Source organism: Rhodanobacter sp. B05 (assembly GCF_002001085.1).
Lineage (GTDB): Bacteria > Pseudomonadota > Gammaproteobacteria > Xanthomonadales > Rhodanobacteraceae > Rhodanobacter.
In genome coordinates this window covers 72,838-91,138 of sequence record NZ_MUNU01000007.1, presented here as the reverse complement: position 1 = coordinate 91,138, position 18,301 = coordinate 72,838, and the positions used below count along the sequence as shown (strand labels likewise).

Sequence of the window (18,301 nt, the reverse complement as noted above, 5' to 3'; positions counted from 1 at the left end):
ATTTTTGCGATATGCTTGCAAGCTCCCCCACGCAAGGTCGAGCCGCGCAGCCGCGCAAACGACCTCGTGCTCCCTGTTCCCGTTGAAGAGGTTTTCGCATGCGCAAGACGGTTTTGTCGCTGGTATCGATCACGGCGCTGGCCCTGGCTGGTTGCAATGGCTCCCATTCTTCGCAGCAGGCCGACTCGGGTAATCCGGGCTCGACGAGCAGCACGGCACCGGCGCCGGCCGCCACCGAAGTGAGCGGCACGATCTCTCTGCGCGCGGGGTCGCCGCAACCGTCCGCCAATGCCACCCTGGTGCTGAACCTGGCCGATGTTTCGTCCAGCGCCGCCGGTTCTGCGCCGCTGGCCAGCAAGACCTCGCCCGCCGGCGCGTTCCCGCAGACGTTCAAGCTCGGCTTCAACTCGGCCGACGTGAAGGCGGGCGACCTGTATGTGATTCAGGCGATCCTGACCGACGGCGATCGCCGCTACGTGATGCCGATCCAGGCGCCGGTGCTGGCCAAGGGCAGCAAGAACGACGGCGTGGCGATCGAGTTGGTCGCCGAGCAGACGCCGAGCGAGAAGCTGCTGGCCGCGTTCAAGGCCGAGCAGGACCAGCTCGGTGCCATGAAGGTCAGCCACGGCACCAGGCTGGAAAAGGATGCCTCGCGCGGCTGGCAGTTGTTCCGCCAGGATGGCCAGGTGCAGTTCATCCGCGAACTGGTCGACTACGGCAAGGATGGTTTCACCAGCACCGACTACGCCTACAAGGACGGCAAGCCCTGGGTGATCGTGCAGCAGACCAAGCCCAGCCGTGACGGCAAACCCACGGCCATCGATCGGGCGGGTTGGAGCGAGGACGGCACCCTGGTGCTGAAGCAGCACGAGGCCGGCAGCGACGTGCAGCCGCTTGATGCGGACGCGGCGGCGAAGCTGAAGAAGCAGGCCACCGACATTCTCGGCCTGGCGACCGGCGGCAAGAACAAGTAAGCCGTCCAGACGTCCAGACCAAAAAGGCCGCCGGGTTTCCGGCGGCCTTTTTGCTGGCGGGGTGCCGATCCGTCAGAACTTGATGCGGAAGCCCATGTTGAAGCTGTTGTTCCTCTGGCTGGTGTCGCTGAAGCGCCCCTCGTAACCGATCCAACTGGTGACATTGGGGGTCAGCTCGGCCGAGAGCCCGAGGGCGACATTGCCCCAGGCCTTGTCCGGGATGAAGCCGCTGATCGCGAACGAGCCGTTCATGGTGTTCAGCCCGGTAGTCACCAGGCGCGTCGCGTCGGCCTTGCTGTCGCGATTCCAGGCCAGCTCGGCGTATGGAGCCATGACCAGGTTGGCGACCTGCCAGTGGCCCTGCAAACGCCAGCCCAGTCGCCCGACCAGCGCCTGGCGGTGCTGCCGCCCGAACCACATCGCGGTCGCGTCGTTGCCGCGCTCGTGATAGCTGTCGACGGTGATGTCCTGCCAGTCCAGCCCGGCAAACGGGCCGGTCTTGATGTTGTCCAGGCTGAACCACCAGCCGCCGTTCACGCCGACACCGTAATGCGAGCCGTTGGTGTCGCCTGATTCGCTGACGCGTGCCGCGCCGACCTGGAAGGCGCGCTCGACACCATTGAAATCGGACTGGCCGAAGTGGCCGTAACCGCTGACATAGGCACCGCCGACGTGGTACGTCATGAAGCCCAGCGCCGAATAATCGCTCATCTGGTAACCGCCGCCGCCATGTATGTGCGCGGTGTCGTGGGCGACGCCGAGCGCGGCACCTGCCGAGAGGTTGTCGCTGGCCTTCCAGTCATAGCCGAGCGTGAGACTGGCATTGTTGCTGCTGAGCGCCGGCGAGCTTGGCGTGGCGTCGAAGCGTTGCTGGGCATAGCCGACGTTGACGAAGGCGCGGGTGCCTTCGCCCAGGCTGTCCTTGGCCATCTGGGTATTGAGGCTGCTGTCATAGGCGTTGGCCGCAGCCAGCGGCGCCTCGGGCAGCAGCGAGATCTGTTGCGGCGCCTGCAGTTCCGACATCACGACCTGGGCCAGCATCGCATGCGTGGCAGGCGTGGGGTGCACGCCGTCGGCGAACAGGTAGGTCTGGTCCGCGCCCGGTGCCACCAGGGTGCTGCCGTCGCAGTCGTGCGAGCTGGACGTGGTGCACGCGGGCGCGGTGATGTTGGTGAAACCGTATTTCGCCGGATCCGCCACGATCTGCTCGAACAGCCCGAACGTGTTGACGCCGAGGGTATGCGTGCCCAGTCCGGCGTTGAGCGTCGCGTTGTAGGACTGCGACACGCCGGTGAGGTAGGCGCTGATCCCGGGCACCAAGGCTTCATTCGCATGTGCCGACGGCGTGGCGCCGATGTCGGGCAGGTTGAACACCACCACATAGTTCGCACCGGCCTGCTTGAGCTGGTCGATGAGTACCAGTTCCTGGGTCGCCGCGGCGTTGATGTTGGCGGTGGCCTGCGCCTGGGTTTCACCTGCACCAGGGAAAATCGTGCCGATGCCGTACTGGGTCGAGTGGTAGAAGATGTCGTTGGCGCCGCCCCAGACCATGTACAGGCTGTGCGGATCGGCCTTCGCGCCGTTGGCCAGATAGCCTGTTACCTGTTGCGTGACGGTCGGAATACTCGGATCCGCGCCATCGTCGTCGGTGACCACGCCAGCGCCACCGAAGGCGTAGTCGCTGCCGCTTGCGCGCGAGGGCTGCAGGTCGAAGCCGTAGTTGTTGGCCACGATTTGCACGGCGACCTTGCCGGGGTTGACCGTGAACTTGGAGTACTCGTTGAGCGAGGTGGAGAAGAACTGGCCGGTGTCGCTGAGGCTGTCGCCGAACACCACGACGTTGTCGAACGGTGCCGATCCGGCGTGCGCGACACCGGCGCAACCCAGGGCCAGGGCCAGTGCACTGGCGAGCTTGCGCGGATGGAACATGGTGACGCTCCTGTGTTCGTTGACGAGAAGTTCTATGACAGCTAATCCTGACGCATGCCATACGTTAGCGCATGCTGCGCTGCGGATACGCATGCCGTTGGTATCGGAGCGCTCCGGATCGACGGCTTCAGCGCTTGATGGCGCGCGACAACGCGTCGGCGAAGGCGCTGTTGGCGGGGACGGCTGCCACGGGCTTCGGGGTGCTCTCGCGCGGTCGTGCGCCCCGCGCGTCGCGGGCACCGTCGCGCGCTTCGCCACCGCCGCGTCCGCCACGGGTCTGCCCGGGCTCGTCGTCCAGCCGCATGCTGAGGCCGATGCGCTGGCGCGGCAGATCGATCTCCATCACCTTGACCTTGACGATGTCGCCGGCCTTGACCGCGTCGCGCGGGTCCTTGACGAAGCCGTGCGAGAGCGCCGAGACGTGCACCAGTCCGTCCTGATGCACGCCGATGTCGACGAAGGCGCCGAACGCGGCCACGTTGGTGACGCGGCCTTCGAGGATCATGCCGGGCTTCAGGTCCTTCACGTCCTCGACGCCGTCGGCGAACGTCGGTGCGACGAACTCGGGACGCGGATCGCGGCCGGGTTTCTCCAGTTCCTTGAGGATGTCGCGCACGGTCGGTACGCCGAACTTTTCGTCGGTGAACTGCTCGGCCTTCAGGCCACGCAGGAACGCCGTGTCGCCGATGATGTTGCGCACCTCGCGCCCGCACCGGGCGATGATGCGCTCGACCACCGGATAGGCTTCGGGGTGCACGGCGCTGGCGTCCAGCGGGTTGTCGCCACCGGTCACGCGCAGGAAGCCGGCGCATTGTTCGAACGCCTTGTCGCCCAGTCGCGGCACTTTCAGCAACGCCTTGCGGTTGGCAAACGGGCCGTTCGCGTCGCGGTGTTTCACCACGTTCTCGGCGACGCCGCTGCTGAGGCCGGCCACGCGCGACAGCAGGGCGGCCGAGGCGGTGTTCACATCCACGCCCACCGCGTTGACGCAATCTTCCACGCGCGCATCGAGGGCGCGCGCCAGCTTGATCTGGTTGACGTCGTGCTGGTACTGGCCCACGCCGATCGCCTTCGGCTCGATCTTCACCAGTTCGGCCAGCGGGTCCTGCAGGCGGCGCGCGATCGAGACCGCACCGCGCAGGGTCACGTCGAGATTCGGGAATTCCTTGGCAGCAGTTTCGGAGGCCGAGTAGACCGACGCGCCCGCTTCACTCACCACGATTTTTGCGATCGTATGCGAGGCATCGGCCTTGGCCTGGCCCTTGATGAGCTCGCCGGCCAGCTTGTCGGTTTCGCGCGAGCCGGTACCGTTGCCAATCGAGATCAGGTCGACATGGTGCTGCTTGCACAGCCGCGTCAGTGACGCCAGCGACTCGTTCCACTGCCGTCGCGGTTCCAGCGGATAAATGGTGTCGGTCGCCAGCACTTTGCCGGTAGCGTCGACCACCGCGACCTTGCAGCCGGTGCGGATGCCGGGGTCCAGTCCCATCACGGTTTTCGCACCAGCGGGCGCGGCCAGCATCAGGTCTTTCAGGTTGTCGCCGAACACGCGGATCGCCTCGTCCTCGGCGCCTTCGCGTACGCGGCCGAACAGATCCAGGGTCAGATGCAGGTGCAGCTTCACGCGCCAGGTCAGCCGCACCGTTTCGCGCAGCCACGCGTCGGCGGCGCGGCCCTGGTTGCGGATGTTGGCGTGCGCGGCGACGCGGCCCTCACCTTCGGCGTGGCCCTGTTCGCTGTCGGCGGCGGGAGCAAGTTCCAGTTCGATCACGCCCTCGTTGCGCGCCCGCATCAGCGCCAACAGGCGATGCGAGGGAATCTTGCCGATCGATTCGACGTGGTCGAAGTAGTCGCGGAATTTCGCGCCTTCGTTCTCCTTGCCCGCGACCACCTTGGCGCGGATCTGCCCCTGTGCCCACAGCCAGTCGCGCAGCCCGCCGACCAGGTGGGCGTCCTCGGCGATCGACTCCATCAGGATCGCGCGGGCGCCATCCAGTGCGGCGCGCACGTCGGCCACGCCTTTCTCGGCATCGACGAAGGACTCGGCGAATGTTTCCGGGGCCAGCGTGGGATCTTCGCGCAGGCCCAGCGCCAGCGGTTCCAGCCCGGCTTCGCGGGCAATCTGCGCCTTGGTGCGGCGCTTGGGCTTGTACGGCAGGTACAGGTCCTCCAGGCGTGCCTTGGTATCCGCCGCGAGCAGGTCGGCCTTCAGGGCCTCGCCGAGTTTGCCCTGTTCCTCGACGCTGGCCAGGATCGCCGCGCGCCGCTCTTCGAGTTCGCGCAGGTAGCGCAGGCGCTCTTCCAGCAGGCGCAACTGGGTGTCGTCGAGGCCTCCGGTGACTTCCTTGCGGTAGCGCGCGATGAACGGCACGGTGGCGCCGCCGTCGAGCAGGTCGACCGCCGCGCGTACCTGTTCGGTTTTTGCGGCGATGTCATGGGCAATACGTTGTTCGATGCTTTGCATGGGGCCTTTCGAATTCCTGCGGCGACACCTTCGCGCGCCGGGTGGGCGGATAGCCGTTGATGATACCAAGCGCGTGCCGGCGCCCGGGCAGCGACGGGCCGACACGAAAACGGCGCCGCGAGTTGACTCGCGGCGCCGTCGGGTGCGCCTGCCGGATCAGGCGCTGAATGAATTGCTGTTTCCAGGCGCGGCCGGGTTCGGCTTGAACTCGCTGGCGCGGCCGTTCAGTACCAGGGTGCGCGCCAGCATGTCGTGCAGGCCCTGCTTGCGCCGGGTCCAGCCGGCCATCAGGAAGCCGATGCCGAACGTGAGCACACTGAGGAACTTGGCCAGATAGCGTACCAGCGCATGTGGGAAGCTGATCCGGTGGCCCTGCAGGTCGGTGACCCGGATGCCAAGCGCCAGCTTGCCCAGCGTGCCTTGCCACGGCGAGCTTTCGCATATGGCGAAGTACAGCCAGACCATCGCCGTGGTGATCAGCATGGGAGTGGCCATCGTGCTGTAGTACTGGCTGTAGGCGGCCAGTATCGCGTGCATGTCACCGGGTGCCGCCAGCATCGCCTGCTTCATGGTCTCCTGCGCGGCGTCGCCGCCCATTGCTTTTGAGATCAGCATTTGCGGAATGAACATGACGATCGCGTCCAGGATATAGGCCGCCACTCGTTTCCAGAATCCGGCGTGGTCCTCCAGCGCGGCGGCGGTGGTCTGCGGCAGCGCCTGCAACGGCGCACCCGGTGTCGCTTGGGGCGCGTCGCTCGCGGGGCTTGCGTCGGGGACGTCGTTGCGGAACAGCACCGACAGCGGCTGCCAGTCGGCGAGGCCTTCATACCACGCGAGATCCGCCGGGCTGACCTTGCCGCTGCGCAGCCACTCGCGCACGTCGTCCTCTTTGTATGGGCCATGCCGTTCGCCGTCGCGGCCGATCCAGATTTCCATTGTGTGCTCCCCATGCAGATCAAAGTCCGCATGATGCCATGAGAGCGCCGCCGGGCGAACTGCTCAGGCCGCCTGGCGTTTCACGTGCACCAGCAACAGCGAGATCGCGGCCGGCGTGACGCCGCTGATGCGCGCGGCCTGGCCGAGCGTGGCGGGCCGCGTGCGCTTCAGCTTGAGCAGTACCTCGGCTGACAGTCCGCGCACGCGGCCGTAGTCGAAGCCGGCGGGGATGGCGGTGTGCTCGTGCCGGCGCTGGCGTTCGATCTCCTCGCGTTGACGCTCCAGGTAGCCGGCGTACTTCACCTGCACCTCGACCTGGGCGGCCACGTCGTCGCGCTGCACCGGCGGTCCGAAACCCTCGACGCGGGCAAGCCTGGCGTAGTCAAGTTCGGGGCGGCGCAGCAGGTCGATCGCGCTGGTTTCGCGGCTCACCGCCACGCCAAGTTCACGCTGCACCGCCGTGCCCAGCGCATTGTTCGGTGCAGCCCACAGCGCGCCCAGGCGTCGCGTTTCGCGTTCGACCGCATCGCGCTTGGCGCGCAGCGCGTCGAAACGGACCTGCGGCACCACGCCCAGCTCGAAGCCCTGTTCGGTCAGGCGCAAGTCCGCGTTGTCCTCGCGCAGGTGCAGTCGGTATTCGGCGCGCGAGGTGAACATGCGGTACGGCTCGATCGTGCCGTTGCTGGTGAGGTCGTCGATCAGCACGCCGATATAGGCCTCGTCGCGGCGCGGATACCACGGCGCCTTGTCCTGCGCGGCGCGCGCGGCGTTGAGACCGGCCAGCAGGCCCTGCGCGGCGGCTTCCTCGTAGCCGGTGGTGCCGTTGATCTGGCCGGCAAAATACAGACCGGGAATCGCCTTGGTCTCCAGCCACGGGTTGAGTCCGCGCGGATCGAAATAATCGTATTCGATCGCGTAGCCGGGGCGGGTGATGTGGGCGCGCTCGAAGCCGGCAATCGACTGCACCAGGGCGAGCTGCACATCGTATGGCAGCGAGGTGGAGATGCCGTTGGGATAGATCTCGAAGGTATCCAGCCCCTCCGGCTCGATGAAGATCTGGTGCGACGACTTCTCGGCGAAGCGCACCACCTTGTCCTCGATCGACGGGCAGTAGCGTGGGCCGACGCCCTCGATCTGGCCGGTATACAGCGGCGAGCGATCCAGCGCGCCGCGGATGATCTCGTGCGTGCGTTCGGAGGTGTGCGTGATCCAGCAGCTGACCTGGCGCGGATGCTGGTCGCGCGAGCCGAGGTAGGAGAACACCGGTGCCGGCGCGTCGCCAGGCTGCTCCTCAAGGCCGCTGAAGTCGATGCTGCGCCGGTCGATGCGTGGCGGCGTGCCGGTCTTCAGGCGGTCGGCGGCGATCGGCAGTTCGCGCAGCCGCGCGGCCAGCGTGCTCGCCGGCGGGTCGCCCGCACGGCCACCTGCGTATTGCGCCTGACCGATATGGATCTTTCCGGCGAGAAAGGTGCCGGCGGTGAGCACCACGCTGCGCGCGCCGAACGACAGCCCCATCTGGGTCATCACCCCGGTGACGCGGCCCGCTTCGATGATCAGGTCATCCACCGCCTGCTGGAACAACTCGAGATTCGGCTGGGTTTCCACGATATGGCGGATCGCTGCCTTGTACAGGGCGCGATCGGCCTGGCAGCGGGTAGCGCGCACGGCCGGGCCCTTGGACGCGTTGAGCGTGCGCCACTGGATGCCGGCGCGGTCGGCCGCGTGTGCCATGGCGCCGCCCAGCGCGTCGATCTCCTTGACCAGATGGCCCTTGCCGATGCCGCCGATGGCGGGGTTGCAGCTCATCTGGCCGATGGTCTCGATGCTGTGGCTGAGCAGCAGGGTGCGCGCGCCCGCCCGCGCCGCGGCGAGCGCGGCCTCGGTGCCGGCGTGGCCGCCGCCGATCACGATGACGTCGTAGTGGGTCGGGTGACGCATCTTGTGCCCCGAGTACGCAAAAAGTGACAAAACAGGGCGCTATGGTAGCGCCATCACGCTTTCGCCGAAGGACAGTTGGCGCTGGCATGGATCCTGCTTCATCCGAGCTGCACTTTCATGGGCAGACGCTGCGCGAGGAACGCGCGCCGAGGTCGAGCGGACAGGGGTTCGATCGCGTACCGTGAGAGGAAGCAAGACGGCACCCCTAGGGGTGCCGTCGTCTTTTGCGCGCCGTGCTTTTTACCGCCTTCCGGGCCGCCCCGGCCCTGAAAGACGAAGCCCCGCGGCATGGTGGCCGCGGGGCTTCGTGCTGATAGATCTGGCGCCAGGCGGTCTCAGGAACAGGGGGAATCCAGGATGACCGTATTGCCGGGCGCCAGAAAGCGATGGTGTTGGCGTCTGCCTCAACGTACTGGGCGGAACTTGTGGCTGATATTCACCGCAAACGCGTGAACAAGGGGTGACTGAAAGGGGACTTTGTGCCGGGCCACGGCAACAGCTGACGTGGGACGTCAGTGTCGCGAAGGGTGGCGTCGACTGACTGTGAAACGAGTCACACATTGGCATGGGTGATGCATTAACCAAATCACCAACCCACTCACCGAGGAATTCGCCATGGACATGAGCTTCGATTTCCAGCCCGTTTACCCGCACCACGATCTGCTGGTCGAGATCGGCGAAGTGGAAATGGCGATGGATCATCTGAACGACTACGCCGACGACGACCGCGACTCGCTGCAGCCCGACCTGGAGTCGCGCATGCAGAGCCTGCTCGAAGCGCTCGATCATCTGGCCATCTGAACGAAACGCCCCGCGCCGGTGCGTGGCGCCGCCACGCCCGCCCGGGTGAAGTAAAACCCCGTGTTGACCGCGCCAGCCTCCGTGCAGCGATTCAGTGGTTCAGCACGTTGCCGATGATTTCAGCCAGGTTGCGCGACAAGCCGGTGCGCCCGGCCAGCTCCACGATCGCCGCCTGCGCCAACGCACGCCGCCCCGATTCCAGCCGTTGCCAGCCGTTGAACGCGGTGGCCAGTCGCGCCGCCACTTGCGGATTCAACGCGTCCAGCGCCACCAGGCGTTCGGTCAGGTAGCGATAGCCGGCACCGTCGCGGCGATGGAATCCGCTCGGGTTTCCACGCACGAATGCTCCCAGCAGTGACTGCACGCGGTTCGGATTGTGCAGGGTGAAGGCAGTGTCCTTCTCCAGTCTCATCACGCGCGGCAGCGCCGCCTTGCCGGGGTTCTGCGCCTGCACGGCAAACCACTTGTCCAGCGCCAGCGCATTGCCGGCGTAACGCTGGCGATAATCCAGCACGGCGTCTTCACCCTCGGCGGATTGTCCGCGCAGCAGCACGGCCAGCGCCGCGAGTCGGTCGGTCATGCCGGGCGCCTCGCGGTATTGGGTCGCGGCCAGCTGGCGCGCCTGCTCGCCGTTGCACAGCGCCAGCAGTTCGAGGACCCGGCGCTTGAGCCGACGCCTAGCCTGGCTGGACGCATCCAGGGCAATCGTGGTGTGCGCGGCCAGCATCCCGTAACGCTGCATCAGTGCCTCGGCGCCCAGCCGTTCGGCCAGTCGCCGCTGCAACTCCTGACGCAGTTCGTGAATGCGCTCGGGGTCGACCGCCGTCTCGTGTTCGGCCAGTTCGATCTCGCCCGGCGGGGTGAGCAGGTCGGCCAGCAGGGCATCCTCGATGAGGCCGTCATTGAACAGCCGCGCCAGCGCATCGCACCAGGCGTGCAGCGCCTCGCCGACCGCGCCATCGCGCAGGCTCTCGCAGGCGCGCGTGGCCAGCAGCTGGCCAGCTTCCCAGCGATTGAAGCCGTCGGGGTCGTGGGCCAGCAGCAGGGCCAGTTCGGCCGGCGAGTAATCGCATTCCAGGATCACCGGCGCGGAGAAGCCGCGCAGCAGGGACGGCACCGGTGCGCCATCGATGTCGCCGAAGACCAGGCTCTGTTCGGTCTGCTCCAGCACCACCACGTGTTCGCGGGTGCCGTCGGCCGGGCCGCCGTCCAGCCGCAGCGCGAGCATGTCGCCGTCGCGGGAAAACAGCGCGAGCTTGACCGGAATCGGCAGCGGCGCACGCGCGGGCTTGCCGCCGGGTGCCTGCTGGGCCAGTTTCAGCGTGTATTCCCGTCGCGCCGCGTCGTAATGCCCGTGCGCGCGCAAGCGCGGCGTACCGGGATGGCCGTACCAGGCGAGGTAGGGCATCAGGTCGGTGTGGTTGGCTTCGCCCAGCGCGATGAGGAAATCCTCCAACGTGGCGGCGCGGCCGTCGTTGCGTTCGAAGTAGCGATCCATGCCGCGGCGGAAGCCTTCCCGGCCGAGCCGGCCGGCCAGCATGCGCACCAGCTCGGCGCCCTTCTCGTACACCGTGGCGGTGTAGAAATTGTTGATCTCGCTGTACTGCGCCGGACGCACCGGATGCGCCAGCGGACCCGCGTCCTCGGGGAACTGGGCGCGGCGCAACAGCGATACATCCTCGATGCGCTTGAGCGAGGCGGAGTTCATGTCGGCCGAGAAGCTCTGCTCGCGGTAGACCGTGAGGCCCTCCTTCAGCGACAGCTGGAACCAGTCGCGGCAGGTCACCCGGTTGCCGCTCCAGTTGTGGAAGTACTCGTGCGCGACCACCGCTTCGACATGGCGGTATTCGTCGTCCGTGCTGGAATCGGGATCCGCCAGCAGGTATTTCGCGTTGAAGATGTTGAGGCCCTTGTTCTCCATCGCGCCCATGTTGAAATCGTGGGTGGCGACGACGTGGAACACGTCGAGGTCGTAGTTGCGGCCGTAGACCTGCTCGTCCCAGCGCATCGCGCGTTCCAGCGCGTCCATCGCGTAGTGGCAGCGATCGATCACGTCGGCCTCGGCCCAGATCTTCAGTTGTACCGCGTGGCCGTCGGCGCTGACGTAGTCGCGCTCGATCCGTTCCAGCCGTCCGGCGACCAGGGCGAACAGGTAGCTCGGCTTTGGATGCGGGTCGACGAAGCGTGCCCAGTGCCGGCCGCCTTCCAGTTCGCCGGCGCCGTCCGGGTTGCCGCCGGCCAGCAGCACCGGAAAGCGTGCGCGCTCCGCGCGCAGGGTCACCGTGTAGCGCGACAGCACGTCGGGTCGGTCTGGGAAGAAGGTGATGTGGCGGAAGCCCTCGGCCTCGCACTGGGTGAGCAGGAAGCCCGTCTCGCGCGGCCCGGAAAGGTACAGGCCTTCCAGCGCGGTATTGGCCGCGGGGCGCACCCGCACCCGCGTTTCCAGCACGCTGCCGTCACGCGCGCCGTCGACTTCGAGCACGCTGTCGTCGTAGCGGTAGGCGCTGGCGGGCAGTTGCCGGCCGTCGAGCACGATAGACAGCAGCTGCAGGTTCTCGCCGTCCAGCCGAAGCGCCGCCTGTTGCGCGGGATCGTGGCGCAGCTGCAGGCGCGCGGAAATCTCGCTGGCGTCGATGCCGAGGTCGACATCCATCTCGATCGATTCGACGCGCCAGGCGGGTGCGCGGTAGTCGCGCAGCCGGATCATGGCCTGGGCTTGCTCGGAAGCTGCGTGCATGGGAATGGCTTGGCTTGGGGACGGATCAGGCTAACATGAGGTGTTTTAACCGCGGGAGAATCCGGTGACTGCAGCAGGCATGGCACGCTATGGCGTGGAGCATTCCCGGCTGGGCGACCAGGCCATCGTGGTGCTGCACGACCGGCATGATCGTCGCCGCTTGCGCATCGCCCTGCGCGGGGCCGCCGTGCTGGGTTTCGAGGTGCCGTTCGCGGGTGGCCTGCATGACCTGGCCGACGGTTATCGCGACGCGAACGAGGTGCGCGACCGGCCGGGTTCGCGCTTCGCGATCATGGTGCCGTTTGCCGGTCGCATCGCCGATGCGCGTTATCGATTCGAGGGTGTCGCGCAGGATCTCGATCCCGCTGTCGTCGGCAGCGCGCGCGCGAGCCGGCACGGTTTCGTGCGCGACGCGGAGTTCGCCGTCGCCGAGCTGGTGGCAAGCGACGCCTGCGCCCGGGCCGTGCTGGGCACGGCGGCGATCCGCCCGCGGCCGGGCTATCCGCATGCGATCGACCTCGGCGTGAGCTTCACCCTGGAGGACACCGGCATCGTGCTGGAAGCGCGGATGCGCAACGTCGGTGACCGCCCCGCGCCATGTTTCTTCGGCTGGCATCCTTACTTCCGGTTGCCCGGCGGCGGCCTGGTCGACGACTGGGCATTGCGGATTCCGGCGCAGACCCTGATCCGCACCGGCGCCGACCTCATCGCGCTGCCCGGGGATGCTGCCTACGTGTCGCTGGACGATGCGCCCGCGCTGGATTTTCGCGAGCCGCGCCGGGTCGGCGACAGCATCCTCGACCAGGGTTACACCGGCCTCGATGTCGATGCCGATGGTCGCATCCGCACGCGCCTGACCGATCCGCGCAGCGGAATGGGCATCACGGTCTGGCAGGAGCGTGGCGTGATGCATGCCTTCACCGCCGACACGCTCGCCCGCGATGCGCGTCGGGCGATCGCGCTGGAACCGATGGAATGCATGGCCGATGCGTTCAACCGCCCCGAATGTGCCGAGGCGATCCGGCTGGAGCCGGGCGCCGAACGGCGTTTCCGCTGTGGCGTCGAGGTCGCCGGCGCATGAACGAGCCGATCGACAGCCTGCCCGACATCGAACAGATCCGCGCTGCCGCCGCCCGCATCGCACCGCATGCACGGGTAACCCCGGTCATGCGCAGCGCCGCCCTGGACGCGTTGAGCGGTGCCGAACTCTATTTCAAATGCGAGCACCTGCAGCGCGGTGGTGCGTTCAAGTTCCGCGGCGCCTGCAATGCGGTGTGGGCGCTGAGCGATGCGCAGGCCGCGCACGGCGTGGTCACCCACTCCTCCGGCAATCACGGCAATGCGCTGGCGCTGGCGGCGGCGACCCGCGGCATCGCCGCGCACGTCGTGGTGCCGGAAGGCGCGGTGCGTGCCAAGGTCGAGGCGATCGAGCGCGCCGGCGCGATCCTGCATCGCTGCGCGCCGACCCAGGCGGCGCGCGAGGCGATGTGCGCCGAAGTACAGCGTGCGACCGGTGCCGAGCTGGTGCATCCGTATGCCGACACCCGCGTGATGGCGGGTCAGGGCACCGTGGCGCTGGAGCTGCTGCTGCAGGCGCCCGAACTCGATGCGCTGATCACGCCGGTCGGCGGCGGCGGACTGGCCAGCGGAGTGGCGATTGCCGCGCATGCGACGAATCCCGGGCTCGCCCTGTTCGGCGCCGAACCGCAAGGTGCCGACGACGCGGTGCAATCGCTGGCCCGCGGCGAGCGGGTCAGCGGGATCGTGCCGGATACCTTGTGCGATGGATTGCGCGCCCTGATCGGGGTCTCCAATCTCGACGCCTTGCGTCGGCATCAGGTACAGGTGATCAGCGTCACCGACGCCGAAACCATCGCCGCGATGCAGCTGATCTGGTCGGAGTTGAAGCAGGTGGTGGAGGTGTCCAGCGCCACCGTGCTGGCGGCGATTCTCAGGCAGCCCGAACGCTTCGCCGGTCGCCGCGTTGGTCTGGTGATCACCGGCGGCAACGTCGATCTGCAGGCGTTGCCCTGGTAGGTCGGGTTCAGCCCGTCGCGGCTTCCACCGTGGCGTCATCGACCCTTGTCGGCGTGCCCGTGTCGGTGGCCGGCGATGCATGGCTGAACGCATGCAGGTCGAGCTGGCTGACCGGGATCGGCCGATAGTCCTCGTCGAAAGCCACTTCGCCCGGCTTCCAGCCGGCCGGCCGGCGCACCGCGCCCCAGAAGCGTTTCAGCGCCACCCAGTGCAGGCCGACCAGGCCGTAGTTGTTGTCCGCATCGACCATCGGATCGCCCACCCCGGTCGGTCGCGGTGCCAGGCCGTACAGCGCGGTGCCGAAGATCACGTCCCAGATCGACAGCACCTGGCCGTAGTTGCAGATATGCAGACGCGGTCGCTCCGGATCGACCAGCATGTGATGCAACCGGTGGAATTTCGGGTCGACGAAGACGCGCTGGAAAAACCGGCCGAAGCCGATGCGCGCATTGGTATGCGAGAAATTCTGCACCAGCTCGCCGATCAGCATCAGCCATGCGAATTCATCCGGGTCGACGCCGATCACCAGGCCGACCGTGGCCAGGATCATCGACTGGATGAAACCGTCGACCAGGCTGCCGCGGTCATTCGTCCAGCAACTCATCTGGCGCGTGCTGTGATGCATGCTGTGCAGCGCCCACCACCAGGGAATCGCGTGCTGGGTGCGGTGCATCCAGTAGTAGACGAAGTCGTAGACCACGTAGTAGACGGCGAACAGCAGATACGGATGCTGGTTGAACCACGGCATCCAGTGGGTCAGCGCCAGCGGCGAACCGGTGCTCGAGGTGGCCGTGTCGGCGCCGCCGAACAGATGGCTGAACGGGGTCAGCACCAGGTAGGTGAACAGCGGGAAGATGCCCAGCAGCATCAGCAAGGTGTAGTTGCGATCGACCAGGGTGAGCTTGCGGTCGCTCCACTGCTCGGCCGGAAACCAGGTTTCCAGCGGGCGGAAGACCAAGCCGATGATGCCGACCTGCAGCGCCGCGATCAGCAGCGAGGCGGCGATGTCGTCGGGGTTGCCCGAGAGGCCGTTCAGGTGCAGCAGGTCGAGGACTGGCACCACGGCGTGCGTACTGAGCCAGCCGACCAGGTGTTGCCATAGCGAGGGAAGATCAAACATTGGCACGTGTTCGAGAGCAGCGTGGATTCAAGGGCAGCATGGCCACATCATATCGCCGCCTCCGATCCCGCGCGCTGAACGGCTGCTCAGCCGCGGCGCCGCGCGCCGACGCCACTGACCGCCAGCAAGCCCAGCAGCACCAGCACGATGCCGGCCGCTTCCAGCAGGGATGGCTGCTCGCGCAGGATCATCCAGGCCAGCAACACGCTGAGCACCGGCACGCCGAGGCTGGACACGCTCGCCACCGTGGTGGACAGCCGCTGCAGCACGATCGACCACAACCACCAGGCGGCCGCCGAGGCCAGCAGCGCGCTGTACGCCAGGCCGCCGATGAAGGCCGGGCTCCACGTGATCGGCCGCTGCGGCACGACCAGCGCGACCAGCGCCAGCGCCACGCCACCGGACAGCATCTGCCATGCGGTGAGGTTGAGCACACCGGGCGCATGGCGGCGGAACATGCGCTTGCTCAATACCGTCCCGGCAGCCCACGCCAGGCCGCCGGCGATCGCCAGCAGCGTGCTCGTCGCGCTGCCCAGCGCATGCCATGGTTCGATGATGCACAACAGGCCGGCCGCGGCCAGCGCGAGGCCCAGCCAGTGCCGCGCCGTCGGCGTGTCGCCAAGGATCAGCCACGCCAGCAGCACCGCCCAGAACGGCATGGTGTAGGCGAGCAGGGCGACATGGCCGGCGCCGCCATCGAGCAGGGCCCACTGCTCCAGTCCCTGGAACGCGGCGGTCTGGCACAGGCCGATCAGGATCGTCGGCAGCAGCGGCGGCGGTCGCAACGATTGCCGCGAGAGCAGCAGCGCCCCGAACAGCACGGCGGCACCGATCAGGTAGCGCAGCGCCGCAAAATCGAACGGGCCGGCATACGCCAGCACCTGCTTCATCACGATCCAGCTGTAAGCCCACAACACGATCGTGGCAAGCAGGGCCAGCACGGCACCGCGCTGGGGTGGCGAAATGGATGGCATCGGCATGGGCTGGCAGGGGAATGGGCCGCAAGGAAGGCGACAAGTGTAGCGGTGTCGGCTACGGTTCGCGGATCGCCACCCGCATGATGCCGCCATGAGCAAGAGCGCCGCACCGATCCGCTGCCACTGGGCCATTGCCAGCGATGCCTTGATGTGTGCCTACCACGACACCGAATGGGGCGTGCCCCTGCACGATGACCGTGCCCTGTTCGAATTCCTCTGCCTGGAGGGTGCCCAGGCCGGCTTGTCCTGGCGCACCGTGCTGGCCAAACGTGAGCACTACCGCAAGGTGTTCCATGATTTCGAGATTGCCCGCGTCGCCGCGATGACCGACCGCGAACTGGAAAAGCTGCTGCTCGATCCGGGCATCATCCGCAATCGCCTGAAGGTCACGTCCGCCCGCAGCAATGCGATTGTCGCGCTCGGGGTGATCGACGAGTTTGGCAGTCTGGACGCCTATCTGTGGTCATTCGTCGGTGGCAACACCGTGCTCAATCGCTGGCGTGCTTCGGGCGAGGTGCCGGCCAGCACCGAGCTGTCCGATCGCATGAGCAAGGCACTCGGGAAGCGCGGCTTCCGCTTCGTCGGCAGCACCATCTGCTACTCGCTGCTGCAAGCGACCGGGATGGTCGATGATCATCTGGTCGGGTGCTTTCGACACGGCGTCGGGGGAGGCCGACCGCGTTGACCGCCACGGGCGTTGCGCCGGCCAGACATCGCTGGCGTCGATCCGCGCCCGCCACCCATCGCTGACTCTCGTGCAAGGACATCCACCATGAGCGCGCCCGACCTGTTCGACCTCTCCGGCAAGATCGCCATCGTCACTGGCGCCAGCCGCGGCATCGGCGCCGAAATCGCCAGACTGCTGGCGGCACATGGCGCGCACGTCATCGTCTCCAGCCGCAAGCAGGCCGACTGCCAGCTCGTGGTCGACGAGATCGTCGCGGCCGGCGGCTCGGCTGCGGCGGCCGCCTGCCATATCGGCGAGCTGGACCAGATCGAGGCACTGTTCGCGCAAGTCGAACAGCAGCATGGCCGTCTGGACGTCCTGATCAACAACGCCGCCACCAACCCGTACTTCGGTCCGATCACCGAGACCGATCCGGCGATCTTCCAGAAGACCGTGGACGTGAACATCCGCGGCTATTTCTACATGTGCAGCCATGGTGCGAAGCTGATGGCGAGGAAAGGCGGTGGTTCCATCGTCAACGTGGCCTCGGTCAACGGCGTGGTGCCGGGGTTCCAGCAGGGCATCTATTCGATCACCAAGGCCGCGGTGATCTCGATGACCAAGGCGTTCGCGGTGGAGTGCGCCGGAGACGGCGTGCGCTGCAACGCGCTGCTGCCGGGCCTCACCGACACGAAGTTTGCATCGGTGCTGGTCAATACGCCGGCGATCCTCAAGCAGGCGCTGGCCCATGTACCGATGCGACGCGTGGCGCAGCCTGCCGAGATGGCCGGCGCCGCGCTGTATCTGGCCTCGTCGGCCTCGTCCTATACCACCGGTGCCGCGCTCAACGTGGACGGCGGCTACCTCTCCGTCTGATTTCCGCATCCGCCGTGTCGGCGTGGAGCAAAGCTGATGACCGAAATATCCGCACACCGCGTCGCCGGCAAGAAAGCCTTCATCACCGGCGCCGCCGGTGGTCTGGGTGCCGCGATTGCCCGCATGCTGGCACGGCACGGCGCACTGGTGTTCCTCACCGATATCGACGAGGGCGGCGTACGTGCGGTGGCCGCATCGATCAATGCCGAACGCGGTTGCAACGTGGCATGGGCGGCACCGCAGAACGTGCGCGAGGAGGAACGCTGGCAGGCCGTGCTGGCCGAAGCCGATGCGGCCATGGGCGGCTTGTCCGTGCTGGTCAACAACGCCGGCATCGGCGCGCTTGGTGGCGTCGAGAGCCTGACGCCGAAGGAGTGGGCGCGGGTGATGGGCGTCAACGTCGATGCCGTCTATCTTGGCTGCAAGTACGCGCTGCCCCTGCTCAAGCAACACCAGCCCGCCGCGATCATCAACATCTCCTCGCTGGCCGCCTTCAAGGCCGACCCGGACTACAGCGTCTACAACACCTCCAAGGCCGCGGTCGCCGCGCTGAGCAAGTCGATCGCGGTCGACTGCGCGCGCCAGCGGGTCGATGTGCGCTGCAACTCGATCCATCCGGCCTTCATCCGCACCGGCATCGTCGAGCCGTTCTTCGAACAACTGGGCGAACAGGAGGCGCTGCGCAAGCTGACCCGCGGCATTCCGATGAAACGCCTGGGCGAAGTCGACGACGTGGCCTGGGCGGCGCTCTACCTCGCTTCCGACGAAAGCCGCTACGTCACCGCCGCCGAGATCCGCGTCGACGGAGGCGCCTCCGCCGTGTGAGCCCTTGATCGAGGCGCCCA

General features: G+C 67.1%; 14 protein-coding genes. 7 read left to right on the top strand and 7 right to left on the bottom strand.

Going from position 1 to position 18,301, the window contains the following annotated elements; genetic code table 11:
• The first annotated feature begins 98 nt into the window (after positions 1–98).
• Complete coding sequence (locus B0E47_RS02315) at positions 99–974, top strand: YbaY family lipoprotein (RefSeq protein ID WP_077512108.1); 876 nt, start codon at positions 99–101, stop codon at positions 972–974.
• Between the two features lie 72 nt (positions 975–1,046).
• Here B0E47_RS02315 and B0E47_RS02310 read toward each other — a convergent pair whose 3' ends face one another.
• The 4 genes from B0E47_RS02310 to mnmG form a co-directional block, all read right to left on the bottom strand.
• The gene (locus B0E47_RS02310) at positions 1,047–2,903 is read right to left on the bottom strand and encodes an autotransporter domain-containing protein (RefSeq protein WP_077512106.1); all 1,857 of its coding nucleotides are present in this window, start codon (positions 2,901–2,903) and stop codon (positions 1,047–1,049) included.
• Positions 2,904–3,030: 127 nt separating this feature from the next.
• On the bottom strand, positions 3,031–5,367 hold the full coding sequence (locus B0E47_RS02305) for a Tex family protein (protein WP_077512104.1): 2,337 nt from the start codon (positions 5,365–5,367) through the stop codon (positions 3,031–3,033).
• 156 nt (positions 5,368–5,523) lie between these two features.
• Positions 5,524–6,303, bottom strand: coding sequence for an RDD family protein (locus B0E47_RS02300; RefSeq protein WP_077512102.1), 780 nt, complete (start codon positions 6,301–6,303; stop codon positions 5,524–5,526).
• A 63-nt stretch (positions 6,304–6,366) separates the two neighbouring features.
• The gene (mnmG, locus tag B0E47_RS02295) at positions 6,367–8,241 is read right to left on the bottom strand and encodes a tRNA uridine-5-carboxymethylaminomethyl(34) synthesis enzyme MnmG (RefSeq protein WP_077512174.1); all 1,875 of its coding nucleotides are present in this window, start codon (positions 8,239–8,241) and stop codon (positions 6,367–6,369) included.
• A 615-nt stretch (positions 8,242–8,856) separates the two neighbouring features.
• Here mnmG and B0E47_RS02290 point away from each other — a divergent pair.
• The gene (locus B0E47_RS02290; RefSeq protein ID WP_077512100.1) at positions 8,857–9,042 is read left to right on the top strand and encodes a hypothetical protein; all 186 of its coding nucleotides are present in this window, start codon (positions 8,857–8,859) and stop codon (positions 9,040–9,042) included.
• Between the two features lie 91 nt (positions 9,043–9,133).
• On the opposite strand, the gene pepN is transcribed toward B0E47_RS02290, so the two are convergent.
• The gene (gene pepN, locus B0E47_RS02285) at positions 9,134–11,779 is read right to left on the bottom strand and encodes an aminopeptidase N (RefSeq protein WP_077512098.1); all 2,646 of its coding nucleotides are present in this window, start codon (positions 11,777–11,779) and stop codon (positions 9,134–9,136) included.
• A 79-nt stretch (positions 11,780–11,858) separates the two neighbouring features.
• On the opposite strand from pepN, the gene B0E47_RS02280 reads away from it, so the two are divergent.
• Both B0E47_RS02280 and B0E47_RS02275 read left to right on the top strand, forming a co-directional pair.
• Positions 11,859–12,860, top strand: coding sequence for an aldose epimerase (locus B0E47_RS02280; RefSeq protein WP_077512096.1), 1,002 nt, complete (start codon positions 11,859–11,861; stop codon positions 12,858–12,860).
• Complete coding sequence (locus tag B0E47_RS02275) at positions 12,857–13,816, top strand: pyridoxal-phosphate dependent enzyme (protein ID WP_174566937.1); 960 nt, start codon at positions 12,857–12,859, stop codon at positions 13,814–13,816. Before B0E47_RS02280 ends, B0E47_RS02275 begins: the two co-directional genes overlap by 4 nt.
• A gap of 7 nt (positions 13,817–13,823) precedes the next feature.
• Here the strand turns inward: B0E47_RS02275 and B0E47_RS02270 are convergent, their stop codons facing one another.
• Positions 13,824–14,936, bottom strand: a complete 1,113-nt coding sequence (locus B0E47_RS02270) for a sterol desaturase family protein (protein WP_077512094.1) — start codon at positions 14,934–14,936, stop codon at positions 13,824–13,826.
• Between the two features lie 86 nt (positions 14,937–15,022).
• Positions 15,023–15,916, bottom strand: coding sequence for a DMT family transporter (locus B0E47_RS02265; RefSeq protein ID WP_254422769.1), 894 nt, complete (start codon positions 15,914–15,916; stop codon positions 15,023–15,025).
• Positions 15,917–16,004: 88 nt separating this feature from the next.
• Here B0E47_RS02265 and B0E47_RS02260 point away from each other — a divergent pair, with 88 nt between their 5' ends.
• The 3 genes from B0E47_RS02260 (at position 16,005) to B0E47_RS02250 (ending at position 18,281) form a co-directional block, all read left to right on the top strand.
• Positions 16,005–16,598, top strand: coding sequence for a DNA-3-methyladenine glycosylase I (locus B0E47_RS02260; RefSeq protein ID WP_077512092.1), 594 nt, complete (start codon positions 16,005–16,007; stop codon positions 16,596–16,598).
• Positions 16,599–16,685: 87 nt separating this feature from the next.
• Positions 16,686–17,456 (top strand): SDR family oxidoreductase, encoded by a 771-nt coding sequence (locus B0E47_RS02255; protein ID WP_077512090.1) that lies wholly within the window; start codon positions 16,686–16,688, stop codon positions 17,454–17,456.
• A gap of 36 nt (positions 17,457–17,492) precedes the next feature.
• Positions 17,493–18,281 carry an SDR family oxidoreductase gene (locus B0E47_RS02250; RefSeq protein WP_077512088.1) on the top strand — a complete coding sequence of 263 codons (789 nt, stop codon included), beginning with the start codon at positions 17,493–17,495 and terminating at the stop codon, positions 18,279–18,281.
• Positions 18,282–18,301 lie beyond the last annotated feature (20 nt).

Excerpts from the sequence above, each read along its gene's own strand:
- B0E47_RS02305 (WP_077512104.1), bottom strand. The coding sequence starts at position 5,367 with ATGCAAAGCATCGAACAACGTATTGCCCATGACATCGCCGCAAAAACC.
- mnmG (WP_077512174.1), bottom strand. The coding sequence starts at position 8,241 with ATGCGTCACCCGACCCACTACGACGTCATCGTGATCGGCGGCGGCCAC.
- B0E47_RS02270 (WP_077512094.1), bottom strand. The coding sequence starts at position 14,936 with ATGTTTGATCTTCCCTCGCTATGGCAACACCTGGTCGGCTGGCTCAGT.
- B0E47_RS02280 (WP_077512096.1), top strand. The coding sequence starts at position 11,859 with ATGGCACGCTATGGCGTGGAGCATTCCCGGCTGGGCGACCAGGCCATC.
- B0E47_RS02275 (WP_174566937.1), top strand. The coding sequence starts at position 12,857 with ATGAACGAGCCGATCGACAGCCTGCCCGACATCGAACAGATCCGCGCT.
- B0E47_RS02310 (WP_077512106.1), bottom strand. The coding sequence starts at position 2,903 with ATGTTCCATCCGCGCAAGCTCGCCAGTGCACTGGCCCTGGCCCTGGGT.
- B0E47_RS02265 (WP_254422769.1), bottom strand. The coding sequence starts at position 15,916 with ATGCCGATGCCATCCATTTCGCCACCCCAGCGCGGTGCCGTGCTGGCC.
- B0E47_RS02260 (WP_077512092.1), top strand. The coding sequence starts at position 16,005 with ATGAGCAAGAGCGCCGCACCGATCCGCTGCCACTGGGCCATTGCCAGC.
- B0E47_RS02315 (WP_077512108.1), top strand. The coding sequence starts at position 99 with ATGCGCAAGACGGTTTTGTCGCTGGTATCGATCACGGCGCTGGCCCTG.
- pepN (WP_077512098.1), bottom strand. The coding sequence starts at position 11,779 with ATGCACGCAGCTTCCGAGCAAGCCCAGGCCATGATCCGGCTGCGCGAC.
- B0E47_RS02290 (WP_077512100.1), top strand. The coding sequence starts at position 8,857 with ATGGACATGAGCTTCGATTTCCAGCCCGTTTACCCGCACCACGATCTG.
- B0E47_RS02255 (WP_077512090.1), top strand. The coding sequence starts at position 16,686 with ATGAGCGCGCCCGACCTGTTCGACCTCTCCGGCAAGATCGCCATCGTC.
- B0E47_RS02300 (WP_077512102.1), bottom strand. The coding sequence starts at position 6,303 with ATGGAAATCTGGATCGGCCGCGACGGCGAACGGCATGGCCCATACAAA.
- B0E47_RS02250 (WP_077512088.1), top strand. The coding sequence starts at position 17,493 with ATGACCGAAATATCCGCACACCGCGTCGCCGGCAAGAAAGCCTTCATC.